Origin of the sequence: Kordia antarctica (assembly GCF_009901525.1) — a bacterium.
Classification (GTDB): Bacteria; Bacteroidota; Bacteroidia; order Flavobacteriales; family Flavobacteriaceae; genus Kordia; species Kordia antarctica.
Map to the genome: position 1 here is coordinate 3,646,722 of NZ_CP019288.1, position 25,972 is coordinate 3,672,693.

The window sequence follows — 25,972 nt, forward strand, 5'->3', positions numbered from 1 at the left end:
GAAAATTAAGTAGGAAAAGGAATGTTAAACACAAGATCTTATGAAATTTAATGTTATTTTTAACGACTAATTCATAGATTTCATCTAATTTACTACTTTACACTATTGTAAATCACATATAAGAATAAAAAATAGAGTAAATTTATTACGCCTTAAAATACTTTTACATATGAAAAAAGCCTACTCACTCTTAGCAATGTTGCTATCAATTGCTTATGCAAATGCACAATATTGTTCTTCTCCGCCTACAAATGCTAATGATACTACTTTTGAGTACATTACTAGAGTTCAACTAAACACTGGTGATAATGACACAAGTGGTGTTCCAGGAAGCGGATACAGTGACTTTACTGCAACAACGTTTACTTCAGTCAATAAAACATTATCGTATACAGTATCAATTTCCAAGTACTCTTTTTACAATGACCCAGAAGGAGTTGCTGTTTGGATAGATTACAACGGAGATGGTGATTTTGGTGAAGCTAATGAGTTGGTATACAGTGACCCAGCAAACACCAATAGTCCTGTTTCTGGATCAATTACGATTCCACTAACTGCAGCTACAGGACTAACACGTATGCGAGTGATGTTATTTTATAATCTGAGTACTTCTCCCGGTTTCGGCGACGAATGTGATGATGGATTATTTGGGGAAGTTGAAGATTATACCATAGATATATTACCATTTGAATCTCCTGGAGATGTGATAACAAACCTACAACTTTGGATGAAAGCCGATGTTGGAACAACACTAACAGGAACTGATGTGGACGCATGGGAAGACCAATCTCCCAATAAATTTCCAGCAACTTCTCAAGGAGTTACAGATGCGCAATTAGTTACAGACGGATTAAACTTTAATCCTACTTTACGATTCGCAGGTGCTGAATTCTTAAATCTTGGAAATCAGCCACAATTAAATCTTCAGCCTAATTCTAATCAAATGACTATCATTACTGTGGTAGTTAATGGAGCAACCAGCCAAGGAACTATACTCAGTAAAGCAGATGCTAGTGACGCAAACTATCAAGTTTGGTTTAGCGGAACTGATAGAGTATTGCATCATACACTTGGAAAATCAGCTGCGGCATTTCCTAACACAGCAGTTCGCTATGGAACTGTATATGCGTTAAATGAACCAAAAATTACTTCTGGCGTTGTGGCGAATACAGGAAGTTCGCTTACAAGATTATCGCCTTATATGAATGGTGTTGTAGATACTGCTGTATTAAACGAAGGAACAAATATAGGAACAATTGCTGCCGATGTATTAATAGGAGCAACAAGACTTACTGGAAATACTGGATCAAGCTCTTTGTATAATGGAGATATTGCAGAAATCATTATGTATGATAGAGACTTAACCTCTACGGAATTACAAAAAGTAGAATCTTATTTAGCAATAAAATACGGTATTACGTTAGGTGCAAATGAAGCAAACTGGGCTACTGGTACTGGTACTTCCCCATCTGGATATGCAGGAACCAGTAACAACTACCTTAATTCAGCTGGAAGCATCATATGGAATGGTACTACAAATGCAGGATATGGATACAACGTATTTGGTTTGGCAAGAGATGATGACTCTGGTTTCATACAAACAAAATCAACAAGTTCTAATATAGGACCTTCCGATATATTAACAATGGAAGTAGAAAGCGGGACTTTTTCTTCTGATAAAAGTTATTTAATGGTTGGAAACAATGGACTTGCAGAAACAGTTCAAACATCCTCATTATCGATAAGAACAGTCCGAATGCTAAACAAAATATGGATAGCGCGTGAAAGTGTTACGGATGTTGGCACGGTAGAATTAGAATTTGATATGAGCGGAAGTGGTGTTTCAAACCTTGATGATTTAGACTTATACATTGCAACTAATTCCAGTTTTACAGATTATGAAAATTATGAAGGAACCAATGTTGGTGGTGTATTAACATTTACAGGTGTAAACTTAAGTAATGGTCAATATTTCACGCTAGCCGAACCACAAGTAATAACAGGACAAAACGCACTATTTTTTGATGGGATTGATGATTATGTAGAAGATAAAACACCTGCCACGCAAGGTCTAACAGACTACACGATAATGGGATGGATTAAAAACCCAGGGCAATCGTCTACAATACCATTTAGAAGAATTATGGGCGTAAATGGACAATTCAGATTCTATTTAAGTTCTGGATTATTAGCAATTGAAGAAGGTCAAACGATTGGAATAGCATCAACAGGAACTGATACCGTACGAGATTGGGTTCATTTTACTATAATTGTGAATACATCCGTTAATTTTGCGAGATTTTATTTGAATGGAAAATTTATAGGTGGTGGAAGTGTAGATCCTTTACCATCAAATCCAAACCCTTTTCGAATAGGAACCGACACAGGGATCAACTTTTTTAGAGGCTCCATAGATGAAATAAGAATATTTAATATTGCACTTACCTTAGACCAAGTCCAATCAATGGTGCATCAAGAAATTGAACAAAATGGAGTAAATGTGCGAGGGAAAATAGTTCCAAAAGATATTGAAGATTTTACAACCGGAGTCAAAGTACCTTGGTCATCTTTAATAGCGCACTATGACATGTCCGACATAAAAGGAAATCGTCTCGAAGATCAAACAGGAAATGGAAACGTTTCGTTCATGAAAAATATGTCAACCATTGAGGCACAAACAGCACCAATGCCATATATAAGTGTTGCGGATGGTAACTGGACAAGTGATGCTACTTGGGAAAATGGAACTGTTTGGGATACGCCATCAGCGTCAAGTATAAATTGGTCTATTGTTCAAATAAAAAACAATGTCACTGCAAGCGCAAGTTATTCAACCTTAGGATTAATGGTTGATCCTGGAGCTAAACTTACCGTAACAGGAACAAACCCTACAGTCACAAGCACATCACCTTTTGCCATAACAGCAGGAACTGGGTTTGCATTGACTAATATTTGGTATGCAGAAATAAACGGTATAGTAGATTTACAAGGAGAAAGTCAATTTGTACAAACACAACGTAGTGATTTAGGAGTTACAAGTGCTGGCTACATAGAAAAAGATCAACAAGGAACAGCGAACAGATTTACCTACAATTATTGGTCGTCACCTGTAAGTATGATAAACACGACGGCAAACAATCAAACATACACATTAGGAGATGTATTATTAAATGGGACAACGGTAGCTACGCCAGGCGCAGTCACATGGACTCCTAATGCAGATGGAGGAACTTCACCATTTACAATCAGTACACGTTGGATCTATAAATTTGTTAACGGAGGTGATGAAGATTACGATGCTTGGCAATTTGTTAGAAACAATGGAAACATTGTACCAGGTGAAGGATACACCATGAAAGGAGTTTCATTACTAAATGAAAAAAGGGAGCAAAACTATATCTTTAGAGGGAAACCTAACAATGGTGTAATTACGGTAAGTCCATTAGGAGACAATAACTTATACTTAGTAGGGAATCCATATCCAAGTGCGTTAGATGCAAATGTATTTATCAACAATAATATTACAAACAATGCAACATCAGGAACGTTATATTTCTGGGAACATTGGGGCGGCGGAACTCATGACCTTCTGGATTATCAAGGTGGTTATGCCACATACACGTTAAGTGGAGGAACGCCAGCAATGTCGCATCCAACGGTAAACCAAACAGGATCGGGTACAGAAACACCGAAGCGATACATTGCAGTTGGCCAAGGATTCTTTGTGCAAGGAGATACGAACGCAGGAAACGGATTAACAGCAACGGTAGAATTCAATAATACGCAACGAAGATTTATACCAGAATACATAGGAGCATCTGAATTTTCAACGTTCATGAGAAATGGAAGCAATTCTGATGATATAGGTTTAATTGAAAACAATACAAATGCTGAAAACAATTCAACAGAATCAACAACGGACGACGATCCAACACTTACGGAAGAAGAATTAGATGAACTATATGCGTCACTAGGCATTCCAAGAGACTTTAGAGAAAAAATCCGTCTCGGATACACAAACCCTGCTGGATTCCACAGACAACTATTACTAACGTTTGATACAAACTCTACAGACGGAATCGATTTAGGATACGAAGGAGAATCTATCGGAGTTACAGCAAATGATATGTATTGGACATTAAATAACGAAGAATTCGTAATCCAAGCAGTACAAAATCTAACCACAACAAGAGAAGTTCCTATCGGTTTAGTAGCTGAAACTGCTGGTGGCGGAACAATATCGATAGATAAATTAGAAAACATAGACGATAGTGTTGGAGTTTATATCAAAGACAATTATACTGGCGTAACACACGATTTACGCGCAAATAGCTTCCAAGTAAATCTTCCTGCCGGAGAAACGAATGACAAATATTCATTAGTATTCCAACCAGAAGGTACGCTAGGTATCAATGATGATATTTTAGAAAATGGAATCATAATATACACTGATACAGAAACGGAAGAAATTGTAATAACAAACAATACCAACTTCAAACTAGAAGGTATAGACATGCATACCATTCTAGGACAACGAATACTTTCAATCAAAGAAGGAATGAACGAAAACACAATTCGAATTCCTATCAATGACAAAGCAAGTGGTATATATGTCATAAGTATCTATTCTGAAAAAGGAAAAATTAGCAAAAAACTAATCATTCAATAAAACAGAATTACAACGCATACTAAAGACCACTTGAAAACCTCAAGTGGTCTTTTTTTATTTTGAATGATTTAATAAAAAAATCATTCAAAATAATCTCGTTGCAGAACGAGATCTCAGTGAACAGGAGAATACATAAATCATTCAAATAATCTCGTCGTAGGACGAGATCTCAGTGAATAAATCTCAATTTTGAGATCTCTAGAAGATACACTCAAAATTGTACCTTGAACTCATCTCGTTGAAAAGCGAGATCAAAAACAACACAATTCAATGAAATTCATTAATTTCGCAAATCCAATATACAGCAGAAAAAATGGTTACTAAATTTAGAGAATACAAAGGATTAGACTTACCCGTAGTTGCAGACGAAATACTAAACTATTGGGAAGAAAACAACATCTTTGAAAAAAGTATAAGTTCACGAGAAGGCGCTGAATCATTCGTATTTTTCGAAGGTCCACCTTCCGCAAACGGATTACCGGGAATTCATCACGTATTAGCCAGAGCAATCAAAGACATTTTCTGCCGTTACAAAACACAAAAAGGATATCAAGTAAAGCGTAAAGCAGGTTGGGACACACACGGACTTCCTATAGAACTTGGTGTGGAAAAAGAACTCAAAATCACCAAAGAAGACATTGGGAAGAAAATCTCTATTGAAGAATACAACGAAGCTTGTAAAAAAGCGGTCATGAAGTATACAGATGTTTGGAACAATATGACGCGCAGAAGTGGCTATTGGGTTGACATGGAAACGCCATACGTAACGTACAAATCAAAGTACATGGAAAGCGTTTGGTGGTTGTTAAAAGAAATCTATGCTAAAGGATTAATGTATAAAGGCTACACAATTCAGCCATATTCTCCAAAAGCAGGAACAGGATTAAGTTCGCATGAATTAAACCAACCTGGAACATATCAAGATGTAACGGACACAACAGTTGTAGCACAATTTAAAACCATTAAAGAAACATTACCAAAAGCTTTACAAAGTATAACTGGCGATTTGTATTTCTTAGCGTGGACAACAACTCCTTGGACATTACCATCAAACACAGCATTAACGGTTGGACCAAAAATTGACTATGTTGTGGTTCAAACCTATAATCAATATACATTTGAGCCAATCAATGTGGTATTGGCTAAAAACCTTATCGGGAAACAATTCGCGGGTAAATTCACGCAAGTGGAAACAAAAGAAGAAGTAGCAGCATACACAAAAGAAGCAAAAAAAATACCATACTTAGTAGGAAGCGAGCACAAAGGAAAAGACTTGGTAGGCATCAAATACGAGCAATTACTAGACTACGCGTTGCCATATCAAAATCCTGAAAATGCTTTTAGAGTAATTTCTGGAGATTTCGTTACTACGGAAGACGGAACAGGAATCGTACATACAGCACCAACATTTGGACAAGATGATGCACTAGTTGCCAAAGAAGCAACACCCGAAATTCCACCATTATTAGTCTTAGACGAAAATGACAATCCGGTGCCTTTAGTAGACTTACAAGGGAAGTTTAGACCAGAAATGGGTGAATTTGCTGGGAAATATGTCAAAAACGAATACTATGAAGATGGCGAAGCTCCTGAAAAATCAATAGATGTTGAATTAGCCATTAAGCTAAAAACGGAAAATAAAGCATTCAAAGTAGAAAAATATGTCCACAGTTACCCAAATTGCTGGCGTACGGACAAACCAATATTATACTATCCATTAGATTCATGGTTTATAAAAATCACGGATGTAAAAGATAGAATGTACGACTTAAACCAAACGATTAACTGGAAACCAAAATCAACTGGAGAAGGACGTTTTGGAAACTGGATTGCTGGTGCAAACGATTGGAACTTATCGCGTTCCCGTTTCTGGGGAATTCCATTGCCAATCTGGCGTACGGAAGACGGAAAAGAAGAATTGATGATTGGTTCTTTAGCAGAATTAAAAACAGAAATCCAAAAAGCAATCGATGCTGGCGTTGAAACCAAAGATGTATACGCTTCGTTTGAAGCTGGAAACATGTCGGAAGAAAACTATGACAAAGTAGATTTGCACAAACATATCGTTGACGGAATCACGTTGGTTTCACCTTCTGGGCAACCAATGAAGCGAGAAAGTGACTTAATCGACGTTTGGTTCGATTCTGGTTCAATGCCTTATGCACAATGGCATTATCCGTTTGAAAACAAGGAAAAAATAGACAATAACGAAAACTTTCCAGCAGATTTTATTGCTGAAGGTGTCGATCAAACACGTGGTTGGTTTTATACGCTTCACGCGATTGGCTCCATCGTATTTGATTCGGTTGCCTATAAAAATGTAGTATCAAACGGTTTAGTATTGGACAAGGAAGGGCAAAAAATGTCCAAACGTCTTGGAAATGCGGTTGATCCATTTACAACTTTAGACAAATACGGAGCCGATGCGACACGTTGGTATATGATCTCAAATGCAAATCCGTGGGACAATTTAAAATTTGATTTAGAAGGAATTGCTGAGGTTCGCCGTAAATTCTTTGGAACGTTATACAACACATATTCGTTCTTCTGTTTATATGCAAACATTGACAATTTCAGCTACAGCGAAAAAGAAATTCCGTTAGCAGATCGTCCAGAAATAGATCGTTGGGTACTTTCTGAATTGCATACACTAATCAAAAATGTAGATAAATTTTACGCAGAATACGAACCAACAAGAGCTGCAAGAGCAATCTCAGAATTTGTACAGGAAAACCTAAGTAACTGGTTTGTAAGACTTAGTAGAAGAAGATTCTGGAAAGGTGAATACGAACACGATAAAATATCAGCATACCAAACTTTGTATACATGTATGTTGACTGTTGCCAAATTAGGTGCGCCAATTGCTCCTTTTTATATGGACAGACTTTACAAAGATTTAACGAATACAACAAACACAGAAAACTTTGAAAGTGTACACTTAGCGGACTTTCCAACCTATGACGAATCATTCATTGACAAATCGTTGGAACGTAAAATGGAAAATGCGCAGACAATATCTTCCTTAGTATTATCGTTAAGAGCTAAAGAAAAGATCAAAGTGCGTCAGCCATTACAACGAATCATGATTCCTGTGTTGGATGCGCAAAACAAAGCGGAGATTTTGGCTGTAGCCGAATTAATAAAATCGGAAGTAAACGTAAAAGAAGTAGAACTCTTAGACGATGCTTCGGGAATATTAGTCAAGCAAATAAAGCCCAATTTCAAAGTATTAGGTCCAAAATTCGGGAAAGATATGAAAGCTGCGGCGGCAGTAATTATGCAGTTTGGACCAGAAGAAATTGCCGAAATTGAAAAAACAGGGAAAATACCTGTTGAAATTAACGGAAAAAATAGTACATTAGACATAACTGAAGTGGAAATCACTTCGCAAGATATTGAAGGTTGGTTAGTAGCCAATTCGGGAGGAATTACCGTTGCGTTAGACGTTACCTTAACCGATGAACTGCGTAAAGAAGGAATTGCAAGAGAACTTGTAAACAGAATCCAAAACTTACGTAAAGACTCTGGTTTTGAAGTCACGGATAAAATTCACGTAACACTACAAGAAGATGAACATTTAGTAGAAGCTATCAATGTGAACTTGGATTATATAAAGGCGGAAACGCTCACAGCTGAGTTAGTATTTGTAGATCAATTAGATAATGGGACAGAAATTGCTTTCGATGAAGTAAACACCGTATTGTTTATTAAAAAAATGTAGAACACATGGAAGACACTAAAATAAGATATTCTGACAAGCAACTTGAAGAATTTAAAGGAATCATTCAAGATAAAATTGATCAAGCACAAAAAGACTTAGAATTGTTAAAAGGCGCATATATGAATGACCATAACAATGGTACGGATGATACATCGCCAACATTCAAAGCGTTTGAAGATGGATCTGAAACTACGTCTAAAGAAAATAACATGCAATTGGCAATTCGTCAAGAAAAATTTATTCGCGACTTAAAAAACGCTTTGCTTCGTATTCAAAATAAAACCTACGGAATTTGTAGAGTTACAGGAAAACTCATCAATCCTGAACGTTTAAAATTGGTGCCACATGCTACGTTAAGCATTGAAGCGAAAAATATGCAATCATAAAACAATCATAATTTCACAAAAAGCGCTCTAGGAGCGCTTTTTTGGTTTATAAGTTTAATTTCAAGATAATTATACATTGACAAACAAACAACACACAACAAACAAATCAACAAATTTTAGTTTATAAGTTTATAAGTTGAAAGGTTTATAGGTTTATGTTCAAGGTTATTATAGATTGACAAGCGAACAAACGAACAAATAACGAACCACAAACACCGAATATCGAATAAAAAATACTGAATGATTAAGTTGAAATTGTAACTGCGAGTAACATCGAAATAAACCAAATCAACAATAAGGAGCAAAGCGACGAAAAACCCAAAACCCAAAACCCAAAACCCAAAACCCAAAACCCAAAACCCAAAACCCAAAACCGCTCAAATGCAAAAAGCGACATACATAACTTATTTTTTACTGCTAGTCACTACAGTATGTTTCTCCCAAAAAACAACCCAACAAACACTTTCCATTCATCAAATAGAAGAAATCCGAATTGATACGGACAAAATATTTCAACTCAATATTTTCAGTACAAATGATGATTTTATTAAAATTGAAACGCGAATGGAAGGCGAATACTTTCGCGATTTAAACGTGATTACAGCTACCAAAAACAAACAAATACACCTTTCATGTAAACTCGCAGAAGGTTTTGAGCTTCCAAATGACAAACTAAGCGCGCACAAAGTATTTTCTGTTTCGATGAATATCTACATTCCAAAACAACTCAAAGTCCAATTAGAAGGCGAAGGAACGCAAGTTTACATCAAAGGAAACTACAGAAAATTCTTGGCAATACTCATCACAGGAAACTACACATTAGAAGATTTTTACAGTGAAGCCAAAATTCAAAGCAAAAAAGGAAACATTCATTACATCAAAAAAAGGAAGCCAACGCTGGAAACAACTTCTGATCAGCATGTGATATTCTATGAAAGCGGAAAAAAAGTAGAATTAAAAACTGACAATGGAAAGATTACATATTCTTCCAATAAAGCATAAAATATTCTTATTTTAGCCAACTATTAGAATTTTCAAACGGAAATTGCACGACACATGTCATTAAAAAAAGCTATTGGAATCATTATTTTGGTCTTACTCATTGACCAAATAAGCAAAATATACATCAAAACTAACTTTGCACTTGGAGAATCTGTGGAAGTTTTTGGTTGGTTCAAAATTCTATTTGTCGAAAATAAAGGAATGGCTTGGGGCGTTGAGCTTCCAGGAAGTTACGGAAAACTATTCCTAACCTTATTCCGTTTATTTGCTATTACCGCAATTGGGTATTGGTTATATGATGCTGTAAAAAAACACAGTTCACGTATTTTAATTGTTGCCATTGCGCTCATCTTTGCAGGCGCATTTGGAAACATCATTGACTCTGTATTTTACGGTTTAATTTTTAGCGAAAGTATTTATCAAGGCGAAGTAGCTACATTTATGCCAGAAGCTGGCGGATATGAGTCCGTATTTCACGGACATGTAGTTGACATGCTTAAATTTCCTCTAATTGATACGACTTGGCCAGAATGGGTTTCCGTGGCTTGGCGGAGATCGTTTAACATTTTTTGATCCGGTATTCAACATTGCAGATTCTGCTATCACGATTGGAGTTTTACTTTTACTTATATTCAACAAAAGGGCATTTCCTAAGAAGGAAATAGAAGTAAAAAGAGACGTTGTAAAAGAAGTTGTAGAAGTAACTCCTGAAGAAGCATAATTGTCATTCCTGCGCAGGCAGAAATCCATAATATAATTTACTGAGCTCAGACTTTCGTCGAAATAACCTGTTTCTCAGAGAAGCAGATTGCCACGAATTTTATCAAATTCTCGCAATGACGAAATTAGAACAAACCGTCATTTCGAGTGGTTTTTCATATTTGACGAACGTCAAAAAATGAAAAATTGTATCGAGAAATCATGATGCAGCACAAAAGTACTTTCTAAAAGTTTGTAGACTGATGCACTCAAAGTCTAAAACTCATAAATATCCTCAGGCGTCACACAAAAATCCAACGAAATATCAGTTACATCAACATCAAACAAAGTAGTTTCGGGTGGAAAAAATGACAAACCAATTTTAATAATAGCTGGTTTGCATTCTGCTAAAAATCGATCATAAAAACCTTTGCCGTAGCCAATTCTATTTCCTTTTGTATCATATGCTAACAAAGGCACAAAAATCACATCAATCTTGTTACTAGGAACTTCAATTCCATCAATTGGTTCAGGAATGTTGTGAGCATTTTTTTTAATTACTGTGTTATCTGTCAGCAAAAAATGTGTTAATGAATGATCTTCAAAATTACTTTTAGATAGAATAATGTCTTTGTCTTTTCCCGCAAGGATATTTAAAATAAACTCCGTATCAACCTCTTTATGTTCGGCAATCGTTAAAAACAACTGATAATAACGTTTTTCCCAAATGGGAAGTTTCAACAATCTATTTGCAATGGCAATACTAAAATCATCTAACTGTTCGGAAGTCAGTTCATTTCGTAAGGCTTTATATTTCTTTCGCAAGGCAGATTTTGACATTCAATAAAAGTTTATATCAAAAATAAACTATCTCAATGTTGAGATCAAATTTTGAAGTAAAAAAAGAAACAGATATACTAAAAATGCAGACTCCACTCTTCAGTGGAGTTAGTTCAACGTACTACTTTAAGTTCGCCTTAATAGGCTTCTCAAAATAGAGTTTCACTAAAATAAAAATTGTAAATTGAATATGCATTTGTTTTTAGAATAATTGCGATTAACTTTGTTAGCGATACTTGAATTATGGTAGAATTAAAAAAAGCGTTGGAACTTAAAGAAGAATTGGATGCATTGCGACCAATTGACCCTGAAAGAGAAGCAATTATTATGCAGAAATTTCGGTTGGATTGGAATTACCATTCAAATCATTTGGAAGGAAATACGTTGACATATGGCGAAACCAAAGCGTTATTGCTGTTCAATATTACAGCGCAAGGAAAACCACTCAAAGATCATATTGAAGTTACAGGACACAATGAAGCCATAAATTGGGTGCTAGATTTGGTAAAAGGAGATCGTCCATTTAGTGAAAGTTTCATTCGACAAATTCATCAATTATTACTCAAAGAACCATATGAAGTTGATGCAATTACGCCTGACGGAAAACCAACTAAAAAGAAAGTCCATGTTGGTGAATACAAAAAAACACCAAATCATGTAAGAACGGTTACAGGAGAAATATTTCGGTTTGCTACGCCAGAAGAAACACCTGCAAAAATGACTGATTTACTAAATTGGTATCGCAATAAAACCGAAGAAAAAACTCTAAACCCAATATTAGTAGCGGCAGAATTTCACTATAAATTCATTAGAATTCATCCGTTTGATGATGGAAATGGACGCACGGCAAGAATCATTATGAATTTCATTCTGATGAAATACGGTTTTCCGCCAACAATCATTAAAACCGAAGACAAAGAAAACTACTATGCTGCGTTACGCATAGCAGATGCTGGAAACATAGAAGCATTTATAAACTACATCGCTGAAAATTTAGTTCATTCTTTAGAATTAATGATTTCTGGAGCAAAAGGTGAACCTATTGAAGAGGATGATGATATAGAAAAAGAAGTGAGTTTACTTAAAAGTAAGTTTGAAATAATCAATGAAAGAGAGTATATAGCTAAGAATGATGAAGAATTAAAAAAAATCATTTCAAAATCATTTTTACCTTTTAACAGGAATTTAAAAGAGCATCAACAAAAATTATACGAATCATTTTACGAAAAACTAGAACAACTCTTTTATAAAGATGGTAAAGCAACTACTGAAATTTATCATGCTCTAAAGCCTTTAGAAATAGATACTTTTAAATCGGAATTAGTTTTTAAATTTTTAAAAATCATTGGATATGATAGAAATTATACTATTTACATAATTATTAACTTCAAGAAATCAAAATATGATTTATTAATTGAAACGAGTTACAATTATTATATACGACTAGAAAAGCCTTATGGTGTATCATTGACTAAAAAAGAATCGAATAATATAATTAAGGCTTTGGCTGAAAATCATAAAAGTTTTATAGAAGAAATTATTAGTCTCAAAGAAAGCTCAAAAAAAAAATAATAAATGTAAAATACCAAACTCAAAATGTAAAAGTATTTTTGAACATTGAACATTGAACATTGAACATTGAACCAAAAAGTGACCGAAGAACTCCAACTCCAACTCAAAACAATTCCAACCAATCCTGGTGTCTATCAATACTATGATAAAGATGGGAAGATTTTGTATGTAGGAAAGGCAAAAAATCTAAAAAAACGAGTTTCTTCCTATTTCAATAAAAACCACGATTACGGAAAAACGAAAGTGTTGGTCAAAAAAATTGCTTCCATCAAGCATATTGTGGTAGAAACGGAAACAGATGCGTTGCTATTGGAAAACAATCTCATCAAAAAATACCAACCACGCTACAATGTTTTACTAAAAGATGACAAATCGTACCCGTGGATTTGCATCAAAAACGAACGTTTCCCAAGAGTATTTCAAACTCGCAGAATGATCAAAGATGGTTCGGAATATTTTGGTCCGTACACAAGTGTAAAAACGGTTCGGACACTCTTAGATTTAATCAAAGGATTATATCCGTTGCGAACGTGTAACTATGATTTATCTCAAGAAAAAATAAACACAGGCAAATACAAAGTCTGTTTAGAATATCACTTAGGAAACTGTTTAGGTCCGTGTGAAAACTATCAAACCATACAAAGTTATGAAACGCAAATTGCGGCGATTCGTGAAATACTAAAAGGAAATTTCAAAGATTCTTTGCAACAATTTAGAGAGCAAATGAAAGCGCATGCAGCAGCAATGGAATTTGAAGATGCGCAAAAAGTCAAAGAAAAAGTAGAAATCTTAGAAAACTATCAAGCAAAATCGACGATTGTAAATCCAAAAATTAGCAACGTAGATGTATTTTCTATTATGTCGGATGAAAGTTTCGGATACATCAACTTTTTGCAATTATCACTTGGTTCCATTGTACGTTCGCATACGCTAGAAATTAAAAAGAAACTAGACGAAACCGACAAAGAATTGCTAGAATTGGCAATCACGGAAATTCATCAGCGTTTCAAAACCAATTCCAAAGAATTATATGTGCCTTTTGAAGTAGAAGTTGGAGAGAATTTCAAAATCACAATTCCAAAACTAGGCGACAAAAAACGAATTTTAGACCTTTCATTACGAAATGCAAAATATTTCAGAATGGAACGTTTTAAACAAATAAAACTGACCGATCCTGACAAACATGTAAAACGTATTATGGCGCAAATGAAAAAAGATTTGCGACTGTCTGAAGAGCCACAACATATAGAATGTTTTGACAACTCTAACATTCAAGGAACGCATCCTGTGGCGGCTTGTGTGGTTTTTAAGAACGGAAAACCAAGCAAAAAAGAATACCGACATTTCAATATAAAAACCGTTGTTGGACCAGACGATTTTGCTTCGATGGAAGAAGTTGTCTATCGCAGATACAAAAGATTGCTGGAAGAAAAGCAGCCATTACCGCAATTAATTGTCATTGATGGAGGAAAAGGACAACTCTCGTCTTCATTAAAAAGTTTAGATGCTTTAGGATTACGTGGAAAAATTGCAATCATCGGAATTGCGAAACGTTTAGAAGAAATTTATTACCCAGGTGATTCAATTCCACTATATTTAGATAAAAAAAGCGAAACGCTCAAAATCATTCAACATTTACGAAACGAAGCACACCGATTCGGAATTACATTCCATAGAAATAAAAGAAGCAAAACTGCGTTAAACTCTGAGTTAGAAATCATTGCTGGCATTGGCGAAAAAACAATTGTGGAATTATTGAAAAAATTCAAATCGGTTAAGCGAATCTCGGAAGCATCACTAGAAGAAGTTTCGGCAGTTGTTGGAAACAGTAGAGCGAAAAAAATATACGATAATTTTCATAAAAAATAAAGGACCATATCTAATGAAAAAGTGGATTCTCATCTGCATAATGATTTTAAGTTTTTCTTTTGTTACAGCGCAAGAAGAACCACAAAAAAAGCAAGACCTCAAAGTTGGTTTGGTTTTAAGTGGCGGCGGCGCAAAAGGATTGGCACACATTGGAACCTTAAAAGTCATTGACAGTTTAGGAATCCGTATTGATTATATTGGCGGTACAAGTATGGGCGCAATTATTGGCTCGTTGTACGCTTCAGGTTATACCGGAAAACAAATAGATTCTATCTTTAAAGAAACTGATTTGGAGCTGTTAATTCAGGATGAATTGCCACGTTCTGCAAAAACATTCTATGAAAAAGACGATGCGGAACGGTATGCCATTACGTTGCCGTTTGATAAATTTAGCGTATCCTTTCCATCATCTATTTCCAAAGGACAAAACGTATACAACTTGCTGGCACAACTATTACTGCATGTAGATCATATTGACGATTTTAGTAAGCTTCCGATTCCTTTTCTGTGTATTGCTTCAGATATAGAAAAAGGAGAACAAGTAATTTTAGATAAAGGCTATTTGCCAGATGCAATTACGGCAAGTGGTGCGTTTCCGTCACTATTTGAACCTGTCGAAATTGATGAACGTTTACTGATTGATGGCGGCGTAATTAACAATTATCCTATTGACGAAATTAAAGCGAAAAATGTAGACATTATTATTGGTGTCGATGTGCAAGATGGTTTGGCAGACAGACAGAAATTAAAATCTGCAATGCGAATTCTGTCGCAAATCAACAATTTCCGCACGATCAATGACATGAAAAAGAAAAGTAAACAAACTGATATTTACATTCGTCCAGACATTATTGGTTTTTCAGTAATTTCCTTTGGCAGAGGTCGCGAACTTATTAAAAGAGGAGAAAAAGCAGGAAGAAATCAACTAGAAGCGTTAAAAGAAATTGCGGAAAAACAACAGGAAAAACGCAAGCTAACACCTGTAATAATTAAAGATTCTATACATATTAATTACGTTCACTTGCTTGGAAATGAAAAGTATACGCGTTCGTATGTGAGTGGGAAATTGCGCTTTAAAACGCCTGCTAAAATATCGTTTAAAAAATTTACAGAAGGTATTAGCAACTTAGCAGCAACAGGGAACTTTACAGGAATTCGGTATAAAACACTCAAAAATGAAGACGATTCGGAAGATGTTATTCTCAATCTAAAAGAAAGACCAAATACTACATTTTTGCGTTTGGCAGCACATTATGACGATGTTTACAAAACGGCAGGATTGATCAATGTGACAAAGAAAAAAATACTCTTTAACAATGATGTAGCTTCATTTGATTTTATTATTGGCGACAACATTCGCTACAACTTTGAATACTACATTGACAAAGGATATTATTGGAGTATTGGACTAAAATCGCGCTACAATTCTTTTGAAAAAGGCATAAATTATGACTTAATATCTGATGAAAATATAAACCCAAATTTGAATAGAATTGATATTGAAGTTTCCGATTTCACAAATCAATTATATGCGCAAACTGTTGTTAGAGAGGAATTTGTATTTGGAATTGGCGCTGAGTACAAACGCTTAAAAATTGTATCAAAAACCATTAGCCAAAACAATGAAGAAGAAACCATTTTTGAAAAAAGCGACTTTGTAAGTGCTTTTGGATTCTTAAAACTTGATACGTACGATAACAAGTATTTTCCATCATCAGGAATCTTCTTTTCGGGAAACTTTAATTGGTATCTACTCTCGTCAGATTACAATAAAAACTTTGAACCTTTTTCGTTGGCAAAAGCTAAAATTGGCTATGCTACACCATTATTTAGTAACATATCGCTTAACATTTCTTCGGAAGGTGGATTCAAACTTGGAGATACACCTATAAACTCGTTAGACTTTGTATTGGGCGGATTTGGAAACAATTTCATCAATAATTACACATCATTTTTAGGATATGACTTTTTAAGTTTTACTGGGGATAGTTTTGTAAAAGGAACTATTACACTTGATTATAATTTTTATGACAAACATCACGTAAACTTAACGGCAAATTATGCCAACATAGGCGAAAATATATTTGACAATGGCGAATGGTTTACCACACCAAATTTTAACGGATATGCTCTTGGATACGGTTTAGAAACTTTCTTTGGACCATTACAAATAAAATATGCTTGGACACCAGATGTAGATAAAGATCAGCTGTATTTTAGTATTGGTTTTTGGTTTTGATCTTTTAAATCATTGACATTTCACATCACAGGAATGCATAAAATCTCCAAATAATTCCGATATTTGTGTAAAGATGAAAAATCATCTTTCTGAAGATCAAAACACTAAACAGTAAATGAAACCTTTTTGGAACGACTTATTGGCGCATTTACACTATCTTATCAAAAGAAATCCTGAATAAGAAGGTGCACAATATCTAGTTTTTTAATTAAAATTGGGTATAATCACACGTGACGGATTCTTTTTCCGCAGTGTAGCAGACATTTTTCGTTAAGAATTTTTGAAGCCTTGGAAAAAATTTAGAAAAATGATTGCGGTTCTAGTTTTTCATAGAAAAAACTAGAAACACCTCTGGAAAAACGCACTTTCTTTTGTTGAAGCCTGTGCTGAACTTGATTCAGTATTCTTTGTGCGAGCCAAGAAAAAGAAAATAAAAAACCAACAATAAACTATTTAGCAGAGATAGTTTTTTCAATACTAAAAATATTCTTTCATAGAATATAGAATTAATATTAATTATTAAATCATGCCTTTTTACCACAAACTAGGAAACATTCCGCCAAAACGACACACCATATTCAGAAAACCAAATGGTGATTTATACTATGAGCAACTCTTTGGAACCATTGGTTTCGACGGAATGTCTACAAACAGTTACCACGAACACAGACCAACTCAAGTAAAAGAAATACGCAAACAATACAGCGTTGCGCCAAAAATCGCGAAAGCAAATAACATACAATCGTATCGCTTGCGCGGATTTCAAGTGCCACAAGTTGATGATTACTTAGAAAGTAGAAAAATAATGTTGACTAATAGTGATTGCAATATCATTCTGGCAGCGCCAAAAAACTCTACGCGTGATTATTTCTACAAAAATACAGATGCAGACGAACTCATTTTCATTCACAGAGGAACAGGAAAACTGCGCACAATGCTCGGAAATCTCGATTTCAAATATGGAGATTATCTATTAGTTCCACGCGGAATTATTTACAAAATTGACTTCGATACAGAAGACAATCGCTTATTCATTGTAGAATCATACAGACCAATATACACGCCAAAACGCTACAGAAACTGGTTTGGACAACTCTTAGAACATTCGCCATTCTGCGAACGCGATATCAGAAGACCATACGAACTAGAAACAAATGATGAAAAAGGAGAATTTCTAATCAATGTAAAAAAACAAGGCGATATTTTTGAAATGATTTACGCAACACATCCTTTTGATGTCATTGGTTACGATGGTTACAACTATCCGTACGCGTTTTCCATTCATGACTTTGAACCAATTACGGGACGAATTCACCAACCGCCGCCAGTACACCAAACATTTGAAACGGACGCGTTTGTAATTTGCTCGTTTGTGCCACGAATGTATGATTATCATCCGCAAAGTATTCCAGCACCTTACAATCACAGTAACATTGATAGTGATGAGGTTTTATACTATGTTGATGGAGATTTTATGAGTAGAAACGACGTTGACGCAGGACACATTTCGTTGCATCCAGCAGGAATTCCGCATGGTCCACATCCTGGAGCTGTAGAAAGAAGTATTGGGCATACGAAAACGGAAGAATTGGCTGTTATGGTAGACACATTCAAACCGTTGCAAGTAACAGAAGAAGCAATGAAAATTGCTGATGAAGACTATTTCAAATCTTGGTTAGAAAACGGGAAACACTGATGACACACAAAACTAAAATTGCAACGCATATTCGAGCAATGTGGTAAATCCCTAAGATTATTTACACAAAAACACAAAAACGAATTGCAAACGCATCAAAAAATAAAAAGATGGCAGCAGAAATAAAAAACTTAAAAGATTTACAAAATACAGAATACGGACTCAAAAAATTATTTGACGACGCACAAGATTTTCTTCCATTATTGGGAACTGACTATGTAGAATTATATGTTGGAAACGCAAAACAATCGGCACACTTTTACAAAACGGCATTTGGTTTTCAATCGGAAGCATATGCAGGATTAGAAACAGGCGTAAAAGACAGGGTTTCATACGTGCTAAAACAAGATAAAATCAGATTGGTTTTAACAACGCCACTTGGAAAAGGCGGCGAAGTCAACGAACATATTGATTTGCATGGCGATGGCGTAAAAGTAGTTGCACTTTGGGTAGATGATGCTACAAAAGCGTTTGAAGAAACGACCAAAAGAGGCGCAAAACCATACATGAAGCCAACCAAGGAAGAAGATGCGAATGGACATGTAATTCGTTCAGGAATTTACACATATGGCGAAACGGTTCATATCTTTGTAGAGCGTAAAAACTACAAAGGTCTCTTCTTGCCAGGCTATAAAAAATGGGAATCTCACTATAATCCTAAAGATGTTGGACTAAAATTCATAGATCACATGGTAGGAAATGTTGGTTGGGGAAAAATGAAAGAATGGTGTGATTTCTATGCGAAAGTAATGGGTTTTGCCCAAATTATCTCGTTTACGGATGATGATATCTCAACAGAATTTACCGCATTAATGAGTAAAGTAATGAGTAACGGAAATGGTAGAATCAAATTTCCAATCAACGAACCAGCAAAAGGAAAAAAGAAATCACAAATAGAAGAATACCTAGATTTTTATAATGGCGCTGGCGTGCAACACATTGCAGTTGCTACAGATAATATCATTGAAACGGTTTCGCAAATGCGGGAAAGAGGCGTGGAATTCTTATATGTTCCTGAAGAATATTATGATGACTTACTAGATAGAGTTGGAGAAATAGATGAAGATGTCGCAGAACTCAGAAAACACGGAATCTTAATTGACAGAGATGACGAAGGATACTTATTGCAAATTTTCACAAAAACAATTGTAGACAGACCAACAATGTTCTTTGAAGTTATTCAACGAAAAGGCGCACAATCGTTCGGAGTCGGAAACTTCAAAGCATTATTTGAAGCTATTGAAAGAGAACAAGAAGCGCGCGGAACATTGTAATATTTAAAAAATTGGAAATAAATAACGATGAATAATCATATTCAAACAATACAGGATTTAGCTCATTTAATAAATAAGTTAGCAATCAAAAACCGTAAAGAGAACGGAGTATATAATGTAACCCTTGCGAGTTTATCGGGAATACTTTTAGCAGAAATAGAACGTATCAATCAATTCCTTGAAGAAGAAGGTTATAAAACATTATATAAATGGGAATTATTGTCGCCTACGTCAGTATATGCTGAATTAGAAAATTCTCATAAAGCTATTAACCTGAATGAGTTTTTTAATACTGATAATATAGATGAATCTTTGAATTAGAGTTCTTTATATTCCTCTTAATAATACACAAATCTCATATGGAGCGCAGTCGAAATAGCTTTGAAACCAGAACTTCTAAGTTCTCGACTGCGCTCGAAATGACAATTCAATATAAAAAACATCATTCTCTCCAAAAAAACAACACATGACTAGAGAAGAATTACTAGCAGCCATAGACAAAAAATATTTGGATATGGGACAAGATCCAAATGTGCATCTTTCAGGATTATTACACGCCGAACCTATGAAATACTGGGATTTCGTTCAACTAGATGCGCTTTTAGGATTACAAACACAACGTACGCAATTGCCCGATGAAATGGTTTTTATCATGTATCATCAAATCAATGAATTGGTTTTTAAGATGATTCTATGGGAAATGCAACAAATAGCGCATGTAGAAAATATTGAACCCGAAAAATTCGTCATGCATCTCATGCGAATCAGTCGTTATTTTGATATGCTTTCCAACTCATTTACCATTATGGGCGATGGAATGGAAGTAGATCAATACATGAAATTCCGTGATACATTAACGCCAGCAAGTGGTTTTCAATCTGCGCAATACCGAAAAATTGAAATTGCTTCAACGGAACTCATCAATCTAATTGATTACAGATTCAGAACTACCATTGATCGTGAAACTCCATACTTACACGCCTATAACAATATGTATTGGCAAGTTGCAGGAAACGATCACAAAACAGGAAAGCGTAGCAAATTGATGGTAAATTTTGATGAGAAATATAAAAAGGAACTCATTGAATGGATGAAAGAATACAATACCATTAACCTTTGGACAAAATTTAAGCAATTGCCAAGAGACTTTCAAAACAATAAAGAACTCATCAATGCGATGCGTCATTACGATCATACTGTAAATATTAGTTGGGTAATGCATCATTATCATGCGGCAGGAAAATATATAAACTCTGAAAAAGGAAATGCAGAAGCGACAGGCGGAAGCGATTGGCAAAAATATATGCATCCAAAATATCAAAAAAGAATCTTTTTTCCAGAACTTTGGAGTGAAGACGAGCTTCAACATTGGGGAATCACCAATTTAGAAGGCTATAAAACGCTAAAATAACCAAAATTAGAAAAGTCAAAAACCATAAAATGTTGAATATTTCTCAAAGAAATTGAATTTTAGTTGAGAATTCAGCAAAAAACCTTCTTGAGGAACCGTTGTGAATGCAAAAATTGTGTTAAAGTTAATTACTATGCTTGCATAGTATAATTCTCGTCATATATTTGCAGTGCAAGAGAGAGTGGTTTCCTCTTGCGACTTTAAGAAGAGAAATTTTCATAATTTAAAGTTTTGGTTGGTTAATAAAAATGAGCTCGATCGCAAGATCGAGTTTTTTTTTGCTTTTTTTTAAAAATGAAAAGCCGCCAATATATTGACAGCTTTTCTTATAATTCAATCGTTGTTAGTAATTAAGGTACTTCTGTTATAGTTGGGCAGAATCGAGAATCTCCTGTTTCTCCTGTGTAACCTGTTGGTTGACAAGCTGGTCCGCAAGTAGCTCCACATGTTGCGGCACACGTATTTGCACACGTAGCAGCTTCTGTAGGGCAACACGAATTACCGTGACAGGTATTTGTTCCTCCTCCATTTAATTGATCTTGGGTTAGCTGAGAAATCGTAGCTTTTCTAATTCCCAATTTTTTCATTTTTCGTTTTTTCATGATGTTATATTTCAAATACTCCTACTCTGTAAGCTTTTCGGATTCCGCTTTTTAATACTGTTCGTTAATAATTGATGATGATTTACTTTACAGTAAGATCAAATGCTGCTAAATTTTCTAAAATGTACATTGATTTGCCGCGTTGTTACATTCTGTAGTAATTCCGCTTAATCTTCTTCCGAACTCAGGAGAATTACCAATACCATTGGCGACATCAAGAATACCTCTTGTATTTAAAATGTTATTCCAATATATTCCTCCAGGAACATCAGGTTCTCTAAGTAGCAAACCTCTGTAAGCGATGTAAATTTTCTTATGAATTTGATAACTGGTGATATTATTTCTACTTAAAAAACTTTGGTAACGACTATTCCATCGCTGGCTAGCTTCTGGTGAAGTAATAAATCCTTTTGCAAGATCATCAAACCCTCTAGTGTTTAAGATATTGATCCAATAGGTTACATCAGAAGCATTCGTTGGACAACGTTCTAAGTATGACAAATACGCCAATCTTACAACACAATGTGCATCTATCGTTGGTGGATTGGGAATATTTGGTGGACTAAAATCTGGGTCAAACGGAATTCCTTGAATTTTTTGACTTTCCGTTAAATCGGTTGTGGAAATAACATCTTCCGTTGCTGTACTTATTTCTTCTGTTTGACAGGAAATAATATACAATGATCCTGCAATCATTAAAAGTACAAGTGCAAAATTGCGAGATTTTAAAATGAATTTTTTCATAACTTTATAAATTCTAAAATTAATTCCTACTCTATTAAGGATTTTCGGATGCTTCCTGTTTTGATCAAAACTATTCAAAGGTATGAGGCATTATTTCCCGAAACAACAGAAGCATTTTCAGATTTATAAATTTGAGTAGCTACACTTTACACGCGCAAAAAAAACCATCTATATAAATTATATAGATGGTCATATTTTAAAGGTGTAGTACACTTATTTTTTCACAATGGTTTTAACGTGTGTATTTTTCCCATGTTTAATTTTACAGAAATACATTCCTTTTGGCAACTGAGTAATATCTAATCTATATAATTCTGTATTATTTTTTACACTTATCGGCATCAGATTATAAGAAATAACTCGGATTCCTTTTCTATTAAACAGCGTAACTTGTAATGGAATCTTCTGTAAAGGAATATTTTCAGTTGAAGCATTAAAACGGTCAATAGTTACAAATTCATTACTAGGATTTGGATATGTTGTTATAGAAAAATGATTCCTCGAACCTTGAGAAGAAGGTAAAGTGCCAGCATTTGTAATTAAGTGTACAGGTAAAGATGGACCATTTGTATGATTACCATGATAGATATAATCTAGTTCATTTTCATATTTTACCAAATCAAATTGTGCCGTGTAGCTTGTCTCTGTAGGCACATAATTTGTTGTTATAACATAAGGATAACTACCAAGATGAAGATTATTGACATGGACACGTGTTGAATCTTTTCGTACAGGAGGTATTAATACAGGCACTGTAATTCCATGATTCGGAACCGTAAACCCATTAACTTCAGAGGTTAATTTATAGTACAATCTAAAATAGCTAATGTTGTCTACACTAGATTGATAGTCAAGTTTTACCCTAAAACGAACGTTACTATTAGTGTGTACGGTTTGGGTTTCAGAAGCAATAAATTCAAATGATTGTTGTGATCCTTGAGCTCCAAGAGTATCTTTTACCAAGATGGTAATATCAACGGTATTGTCTCTAGAAAATGGAATGGTTTGCGCACTTGTTGTTCCTAAGAAAAACAAGAATACTGCTGAGAATGTAATACATTTTAATTTCATAACAAAGAGTTTTAATTATACTCTAAGTAAAGTATGAATATTTGATTGTTCAGAATAAAAAGGAGTATTCAGATTTATAAATTTAAACAAAATGATAGGCTAATTTTCTATTTTTTTAATATAGTAGGAAGGATTTAAGCCAGTTTTATTCTTAAACTCTTTAATGAAAGTAGTTGCACTTTTATATCCGATCTCTTTGGAAACTGCATGAATAGTATACGACCTAAACACAGAATCTTCTTTTAGTTTTACCAAAACGTAGTCAATTCGGAGTTTATTCAAATATTGATTAAAAGATTGTTTTTTTACGTCATTCAATGCTTTAGATAAATAGGTCGTGTTGGTATTGAGTAATTTTGCTGTAGTGTATAAATTACAATCTTGAGAAAGATAAAAATGAGTGTTTTCTAATTCTTGAAGCTTTTCTAATATTACTTTAGCCTTTTCGTCTTTTATTTTATAATCTTGAGAAACTTTTTGAGATGTATCTTTGAGTTGATGATGTGAAATTTTTTCAATGATTGCCAAAAACTTTTGTTCCTTTATTTTAGTTTTTCTGCGATACAACAAAAAAATCGTCAGTAATAGAATCAAAATTACAATAGAAATTGTGCTTATAATTCTCTTATCTATCAAACTCTGAGTTTTCTCATTTTCCAATTTTTCATTCCTAATATCATAATCCTTCAAATCATCGTTGTGTAACAAATCTTTAGCTGCTGACTTTCTATCTCTTTTAAATTTGGTGATTTCTCTTAATTTGCTATAATAAATTACCTGCTTATTCTGGTCAGTTTGAATCTTAGAAATATCAATTGCCAATTGATACATTTCTTCAAGTTTATCAGCTAATAAATTATCGCCAATACGTTCAAAATTTTCATCCAACAATAAAATAGCTTCTTCATATTTCTTTTGCTGGTAATAACATTTTGCCACATAATAATCAGCAATGCGTAGATTATTCTGCAAACCGCTATAATTCTGAAGCTTATCTTTTCCTTGTTTCAGAAAGCCTAGCGATGCATGATATTCTTTTTTCTCATAAGAAAGTTTTCCTAAACTAATATAGAAATAACCTTTATAAATTTGCAAATCATTTGCTTCAGCCAACTTTATACCTTTATCAAACGTTTCTTGCGCTTTTTGATAAATTCCTAATTCAATTAAACACAATCCTTTTCCTAAAAGCGAACTCAAATAGGTTTCTTTAAACTGCACAAATGAAGCATCTTTTTTCTCGTCCAAAGTTTTAATAATCAAATCATAACTTTTCAGCGCATCTTCATACCTATTCAGTTTGATGCGCGTGTTTGCTACATTCGTAAGACATATAATTTCGTAAGATGAATTTTCTATATGTGAAGCTAATTCTTTCGCTGTCAGATACGATTCAAGTGCATCCTCATAATTTCCTAACACATACCAAGTACTGCCAAGTAAAATATTACTACTTATGGAGTTAATAGTATCTTGTAATTTTTCTGCAACCTTAACGGATTGATACGCATATTTTAATGCTTGTTTATAATCAGATCTATTATATTCTACATACGCAATTTGAAAGCTAGAAAAATATTGAATCTCATAATTTTCCTGTGTTTTGCCTCTTTCTAAAAAATATTTAGAATATTGTAAACCCAATAAAGTGTCTTTTTTCGCGTAAAAAATATCTTGAATCAATTCCTCAATCTTTTCTATAGAATCAGATTGCGAAATAAATAACTGCGTTTCTTTAGAAACTAATTCCTCAAGCTTTGTTTTTTCTTCTTGCCCTAAAACAAAATTGGAATACAGCATAAGTGCGCAACATATAATAAAAGGTAATTTTCGAACCCAAATAATTTGTAGCATGTGAGAAATTCTTAATATCATAATGTAAATGTGTAAGATACGTCCTGAGGCTGAATCAGAAATATACAACATATTCTCGAATACAATAATTGACTTCTGTTAATTTATACAGTCAAAACACAGGCTTTTTGAACAAATAGCTACTAATTAGGTAATTTAAACTATCGTAAAATACGTTGTGAATGCAAAAGTTGTGTTAAAATCAAATACTATGCTTGCATAGTATAATTCTAGTCATATATTTGCAGTGCAAGAGAGAGTGGTTTCCTCTTGCGACTTTAAGAAGAGAAATTTTCATAATTTAAAGTTTTGGTTGGTTAATA

At 34.3% G+C, this 25,972-nt stretch carries 16 protein-coding genes and 1 pseudogene; 12 read left to right on the forward strand and 5 right to left on the reverse strand.

The features are described 5' to 3' along the window. The first annotated feature begins 169 nt into the window (after positions 1-169). The 5 genes and pseudogenes from IMCC3317_RS15170 to IMCC3317_RS15190 all read left to right on the forward strand — a co-directional run bounded on the left by IMCC3317_RS15170 (position 170) and on the right by IMCC3317_RS15190 (position 10,499). A complete protein-coding gene (locus IMCC3317_RS15170; RefSeq protein ID WP_160130340.1) occupies positions 170-4,669 on the forward strand; it encodes a GEVED domain-containing protein in 4,500 nt (1,499 codons plus the stop codon). A gap of 313 nt (positions 4,670-4,982) precedes the next feature. After that, positions 4,983-8,390 carry an isoleucine--tRNA ligase gene (ileS, locus tag IMCC3317_RS15175; protein WP_160130341.1) on the forward strand — a complete coding sequence of 1,136 codons (3,408 nt, stop codon included), beginning with the start codon at positions 4,983-4,985 and terminating at the stop codon, positions 8,388-8,390. A 5-nt stretch (positions 8,391-8,395) separates the two neighbouring features. After that, entirely contained in the window at positions 8,396-8,776 is a 381-nt protein-coding gene (locus IMCC3317_RS15180) for a TraR/DksA family transcriptional regulator (RefSeq protein ID WP_160130342.1), read from the forward strand. A 381-nt stretch (positions 8,777-9,157) separates the two neighbouring features. Further along, a complete protein-coding gene (locus IMCC3317_RS15185; RefSeq protein ID WP_160130343.1) occupies positions 9,158-9,778 on the forward strand; it encodes a hypothetical protein in 621 nt (206 codons plus the stop codon). Positions 9,779-9,832: 54 nt separating this feature from the next. Further along, positions 9,833-10,499, forward strand: a pseudogene (locus tag IMCC3317_RS15190) (lipoprotein signal peptidase). Positions 10,500-10,753: 254 nt separating this feature from the next. Here IMCC3317_RS15190 and IMCC3317_RS15195 read toward each other — a convergent pair. After that, on the reverse strand, positions 10,754-11,317 hold the full coding sequence (locus IMCC3317_RS15195; RefSeq protein WP_160130344.1) for a 5-formyltetrahydrofolate cyclo-ligase: 564 nt from the start codon (positions 11,315-11,317) through the stop codon (positions 10,754-10,756). 243 nt (positions 11,318-11,560) lie between these two features. Between IMCC3317_RS15195 and IMCC3317_RS15200 the strand changes: the two genes are divergently transcribed. From IMCC3317_RS15200 to IMCC3317_RS15230, 7 genes are all read left to right on the forward strand, one after another. Continuing rightward, positions 11,561-12,889, forward strand: coding sequence for a Fic family protein (locus IMCC3317_RS15200; protein WP_160130345.1), 1,329 nt, complete (start codon positions 11,561-11,563; stop codon positions 12,887-12,889). A gap of 78 nt (positions 12,890-12,967) precedes the next feature. After that, positions 12,968-14,758, forward strand: a complete 1,791-nt coding sequence (gene uvrC, locus IMCC3317_RS15205; RefSeq protein WP_160130346.1) for an excinuclease ABC subunit UvrC — start codon at positions 12,968-12,970, stop codon at positions 14,756-14,758. 13 nt (positions 14,759-14,771) lie between these two features. After that, on the forward strand, positions 14,772-16,997 hold the full coding sequence (locus IMCC3317_RS15210) for a patatin-like phospholipase family protein (RefSeq protein WP_160130347.1): 2,226 nt from the start codon (positions 14,772-14,774) through the stop codon (positions 16,995-16,997). A 526-nt stretch (positions 16,998-17,523) separates the two neighbouring features. Continuing rightward, the gene (locus IMCC3317_RS15215; RefSeq protein WP_160130348.1) at positions 17,524-18,693 is read left to right on the forward strand and encodes a homogentisate 1,2-dioxygenase; all 1,170 of its coding nucleotides are present in this window, start codon (positions 17,524-17,526) and stop codon (positions 18,691-18,693) included. Positions 18,694-18,803: 110 nt separating this feature from the next. Continuing rightward, on the forward strand, positions 18,804-19,967 hold the full coding sequence (hppD, locus tag IMCC3317_RS15220; RefSeq protein ID WP_160130349.1) for a 4-hydroxyphenylpyruvate dioxygenase: 1,164 nt from the start codon (positions 18,804-18,806) through the stop codon (positions 19,965-19,967). A gap of 27 nt (positions 19,968-19,994) precedes the next feature. Then, positions 19,995-20,288 carry a hypothetical protein gene (locus IMCC3317_RS15225; protein ID WP_160130350.1) on the forward strand — a complete coding sequence of 98 codons (294 nt, stop codon included), beginning with the start codon at positions 19,995-19,997 and terminating at the stop codon, positions 20,286-20,288. Between the two features lie 145 nt (positions 20,289-20,433). Next, positions 20,434-21,378, forward strand: coding sequence for a tryptophan 2,3-dioxygenase family protein (locus tag IMCC3317_RS15230; protein WP_160130351.1), 945 nt, complete (start codon positions 20,434-20,436; stop codon positions 21,376-21,378). Positions 21,379-21,728: 350 nt separating this feature from the next. Here the strand turns inward: IMCC3317_RS15230 and IMCC3317_RS15235 are convergent, their stop codons facing one another. The 4 genes from IMCC3317_RS15235 to IMCC3317_RS15250 form a co-directional block, all read right to left on the reverse strand. Then, entirely contained in the window at positions 21,729-21,980 is a 252-nt protein-coding gene (locus IMCC3317_RS15235; RefSeq protein WP_160130352.1) for a hypothetical protein, read from the reverse strand. 117 nt (positions 21,981-22,097) lie between these two features. After that, the gene (locus tag IMCC3317_RS15240) at positions 22,098-22,724 is read right to left on the reverse strand and encodes a hypothetical protein (protein ID WP_160130353.1); all 627 of its coding nucleotides are present in this window, start codon (positions 22,722-22,724) and stop codon (positions 22,098-22,100) included. Between the two features lie 213 nt (positions 22,725-22,937). Beyond that, positions 22,938-23,795, reverse strand: a complete 858-nt coding sequence (locus tag IMCC3317_RS15245; protein WP_160130354.1) for a T9SS type A sorting domain-containing protein — start codon at positions 23,793-23,795, stop codon at positions 22,938-22,940. Positions 23,796-23,894: 99 nt separating this feature from the next. Then, complete coding sequence (locus IMCC3317_RS15250) at positions 23,895-25,670, reverse strand: helix-turn-helix domain-containing protein (protein ID WP_160130355.1); 1,776 nt, start codon at positions 25,668-25,670, stop codon at positions 23,895-23,897. Positions 25,671-25,972: the final 302 nt, after the last annotated feature.

What these genes read in the sequence shown, in the direction of transcription:
- IMCC3317_RS15250 (WP_160130355.1), bottom strand. Translation starts at nt 25,670, where the DNA reads ATGATATTAAGAATTTCTCACATGCTACAAATTATTTGGGTTCGAAAA.
- IMCC3317_RS15225 (WP_160130350.1), top strand. Translation starts at nt 19,995, where the DNA reads ATGAATAATCATATTCAAACAATACAGGATTTAGCTCATTTAATAAAT.
- IMCC3317_RS15200 (WP_160130345.1), top strand. Translation starts at nt 11,561, where the DNA reads ATGGTAGAATTAAAAAAAGCGTTGGAACTTAAAGAAGAATTGGATGCA.
- hppD (WP_160130349.1), top strand. Translation starts at nt 18,804, where the DNA reads ATGGCAGCAGAAATAAAAAACTTAAAAGATTTACAAAATACAGAATAC.
- IMCC3317_RS15185 (WP_160130343.1), top strand. Translation starts at nt 9,158, where the DNA reads ATGCAAAAAGCGACATACATAACTTATTTTTTACTGCTAGTCACTACA.
- IMCC3317_RS15180 (WP_160130342.1), top strand. Translation starts at nt 8,396, where the DNA reads ATGGAAGACACTAAAATAAGATATTCTGACAAGCAACTTGAAGAATTT.
- IMCC3317_RS15240 (WP_160130353.1), bottom strand. Translation starts at nt 22,724, where the DNA reads ATGAAAAAATTCATTTTAAAATCTCGCAATTTTGCACTTGTACTTTTA.
- IMCC3317_RS15230 (WP_160130351.1), top strand. Translation starts at nt 20,434, where the DNA reads ATGACTAGAGAAGAATTACTAGCAGCCATAGACAAAAAATATTTGGAT.
- IMCC3317_RS15195 (WP_160130344.1), bottom strand. Translation starts at nt 11,317, where the DNA reads ATGTCAAAATCTGCCTTGCGAAAGAAATATAAAGCCTTACGAAATGAA.
- IMCC3317_RS15215 (WP_160130348.1), top strand. Translation starts at nt 17,524, where the DNA reads ATGCCTTTTTACCACAAACTAGGAAACATTCCGCCAAAACGACACACC.
- IMCC3317_RS15235 (WP_160130352.1), bottom strand. Translation starts at nt 21,980, where the DNA reads ATGAAAAAACGAAAAATGAAAAAATTGGGAATTAGAAAAGCTACGATT.
- IMCC3317_RS15170 (WP_160130340.1), top strand. Translation starts at nt 170, where the DNA reads ATGAAAAAAGCCTACTCACTCTTAGCAATGTTGCTATCAATTGCTTAT.
- IMCC3317_RS15210 (WP_160130347.1), top strand. Translation starts at nt 14,772, where the DNA reads ATGAAAAAGTGGATTCTCATCTGCATAATGATTTTAAGTTTTTCTTTT.
- IMCC3317_RS15245 (WP_160130354.1), bottom strand. Translation starts at nt 23,795, where the DNA reads ATGAAATTAAAATGTATTACATTCTCAGCAGTATTCTTGTTTTTCTTA.
- ileS (WP_160130341.1), top strand. Translation starts at nt 4,983, where the DNA reads ATGGTTACTAAATTTAGAGAATACAAAGGATTAGACTTACCCGTAGTT.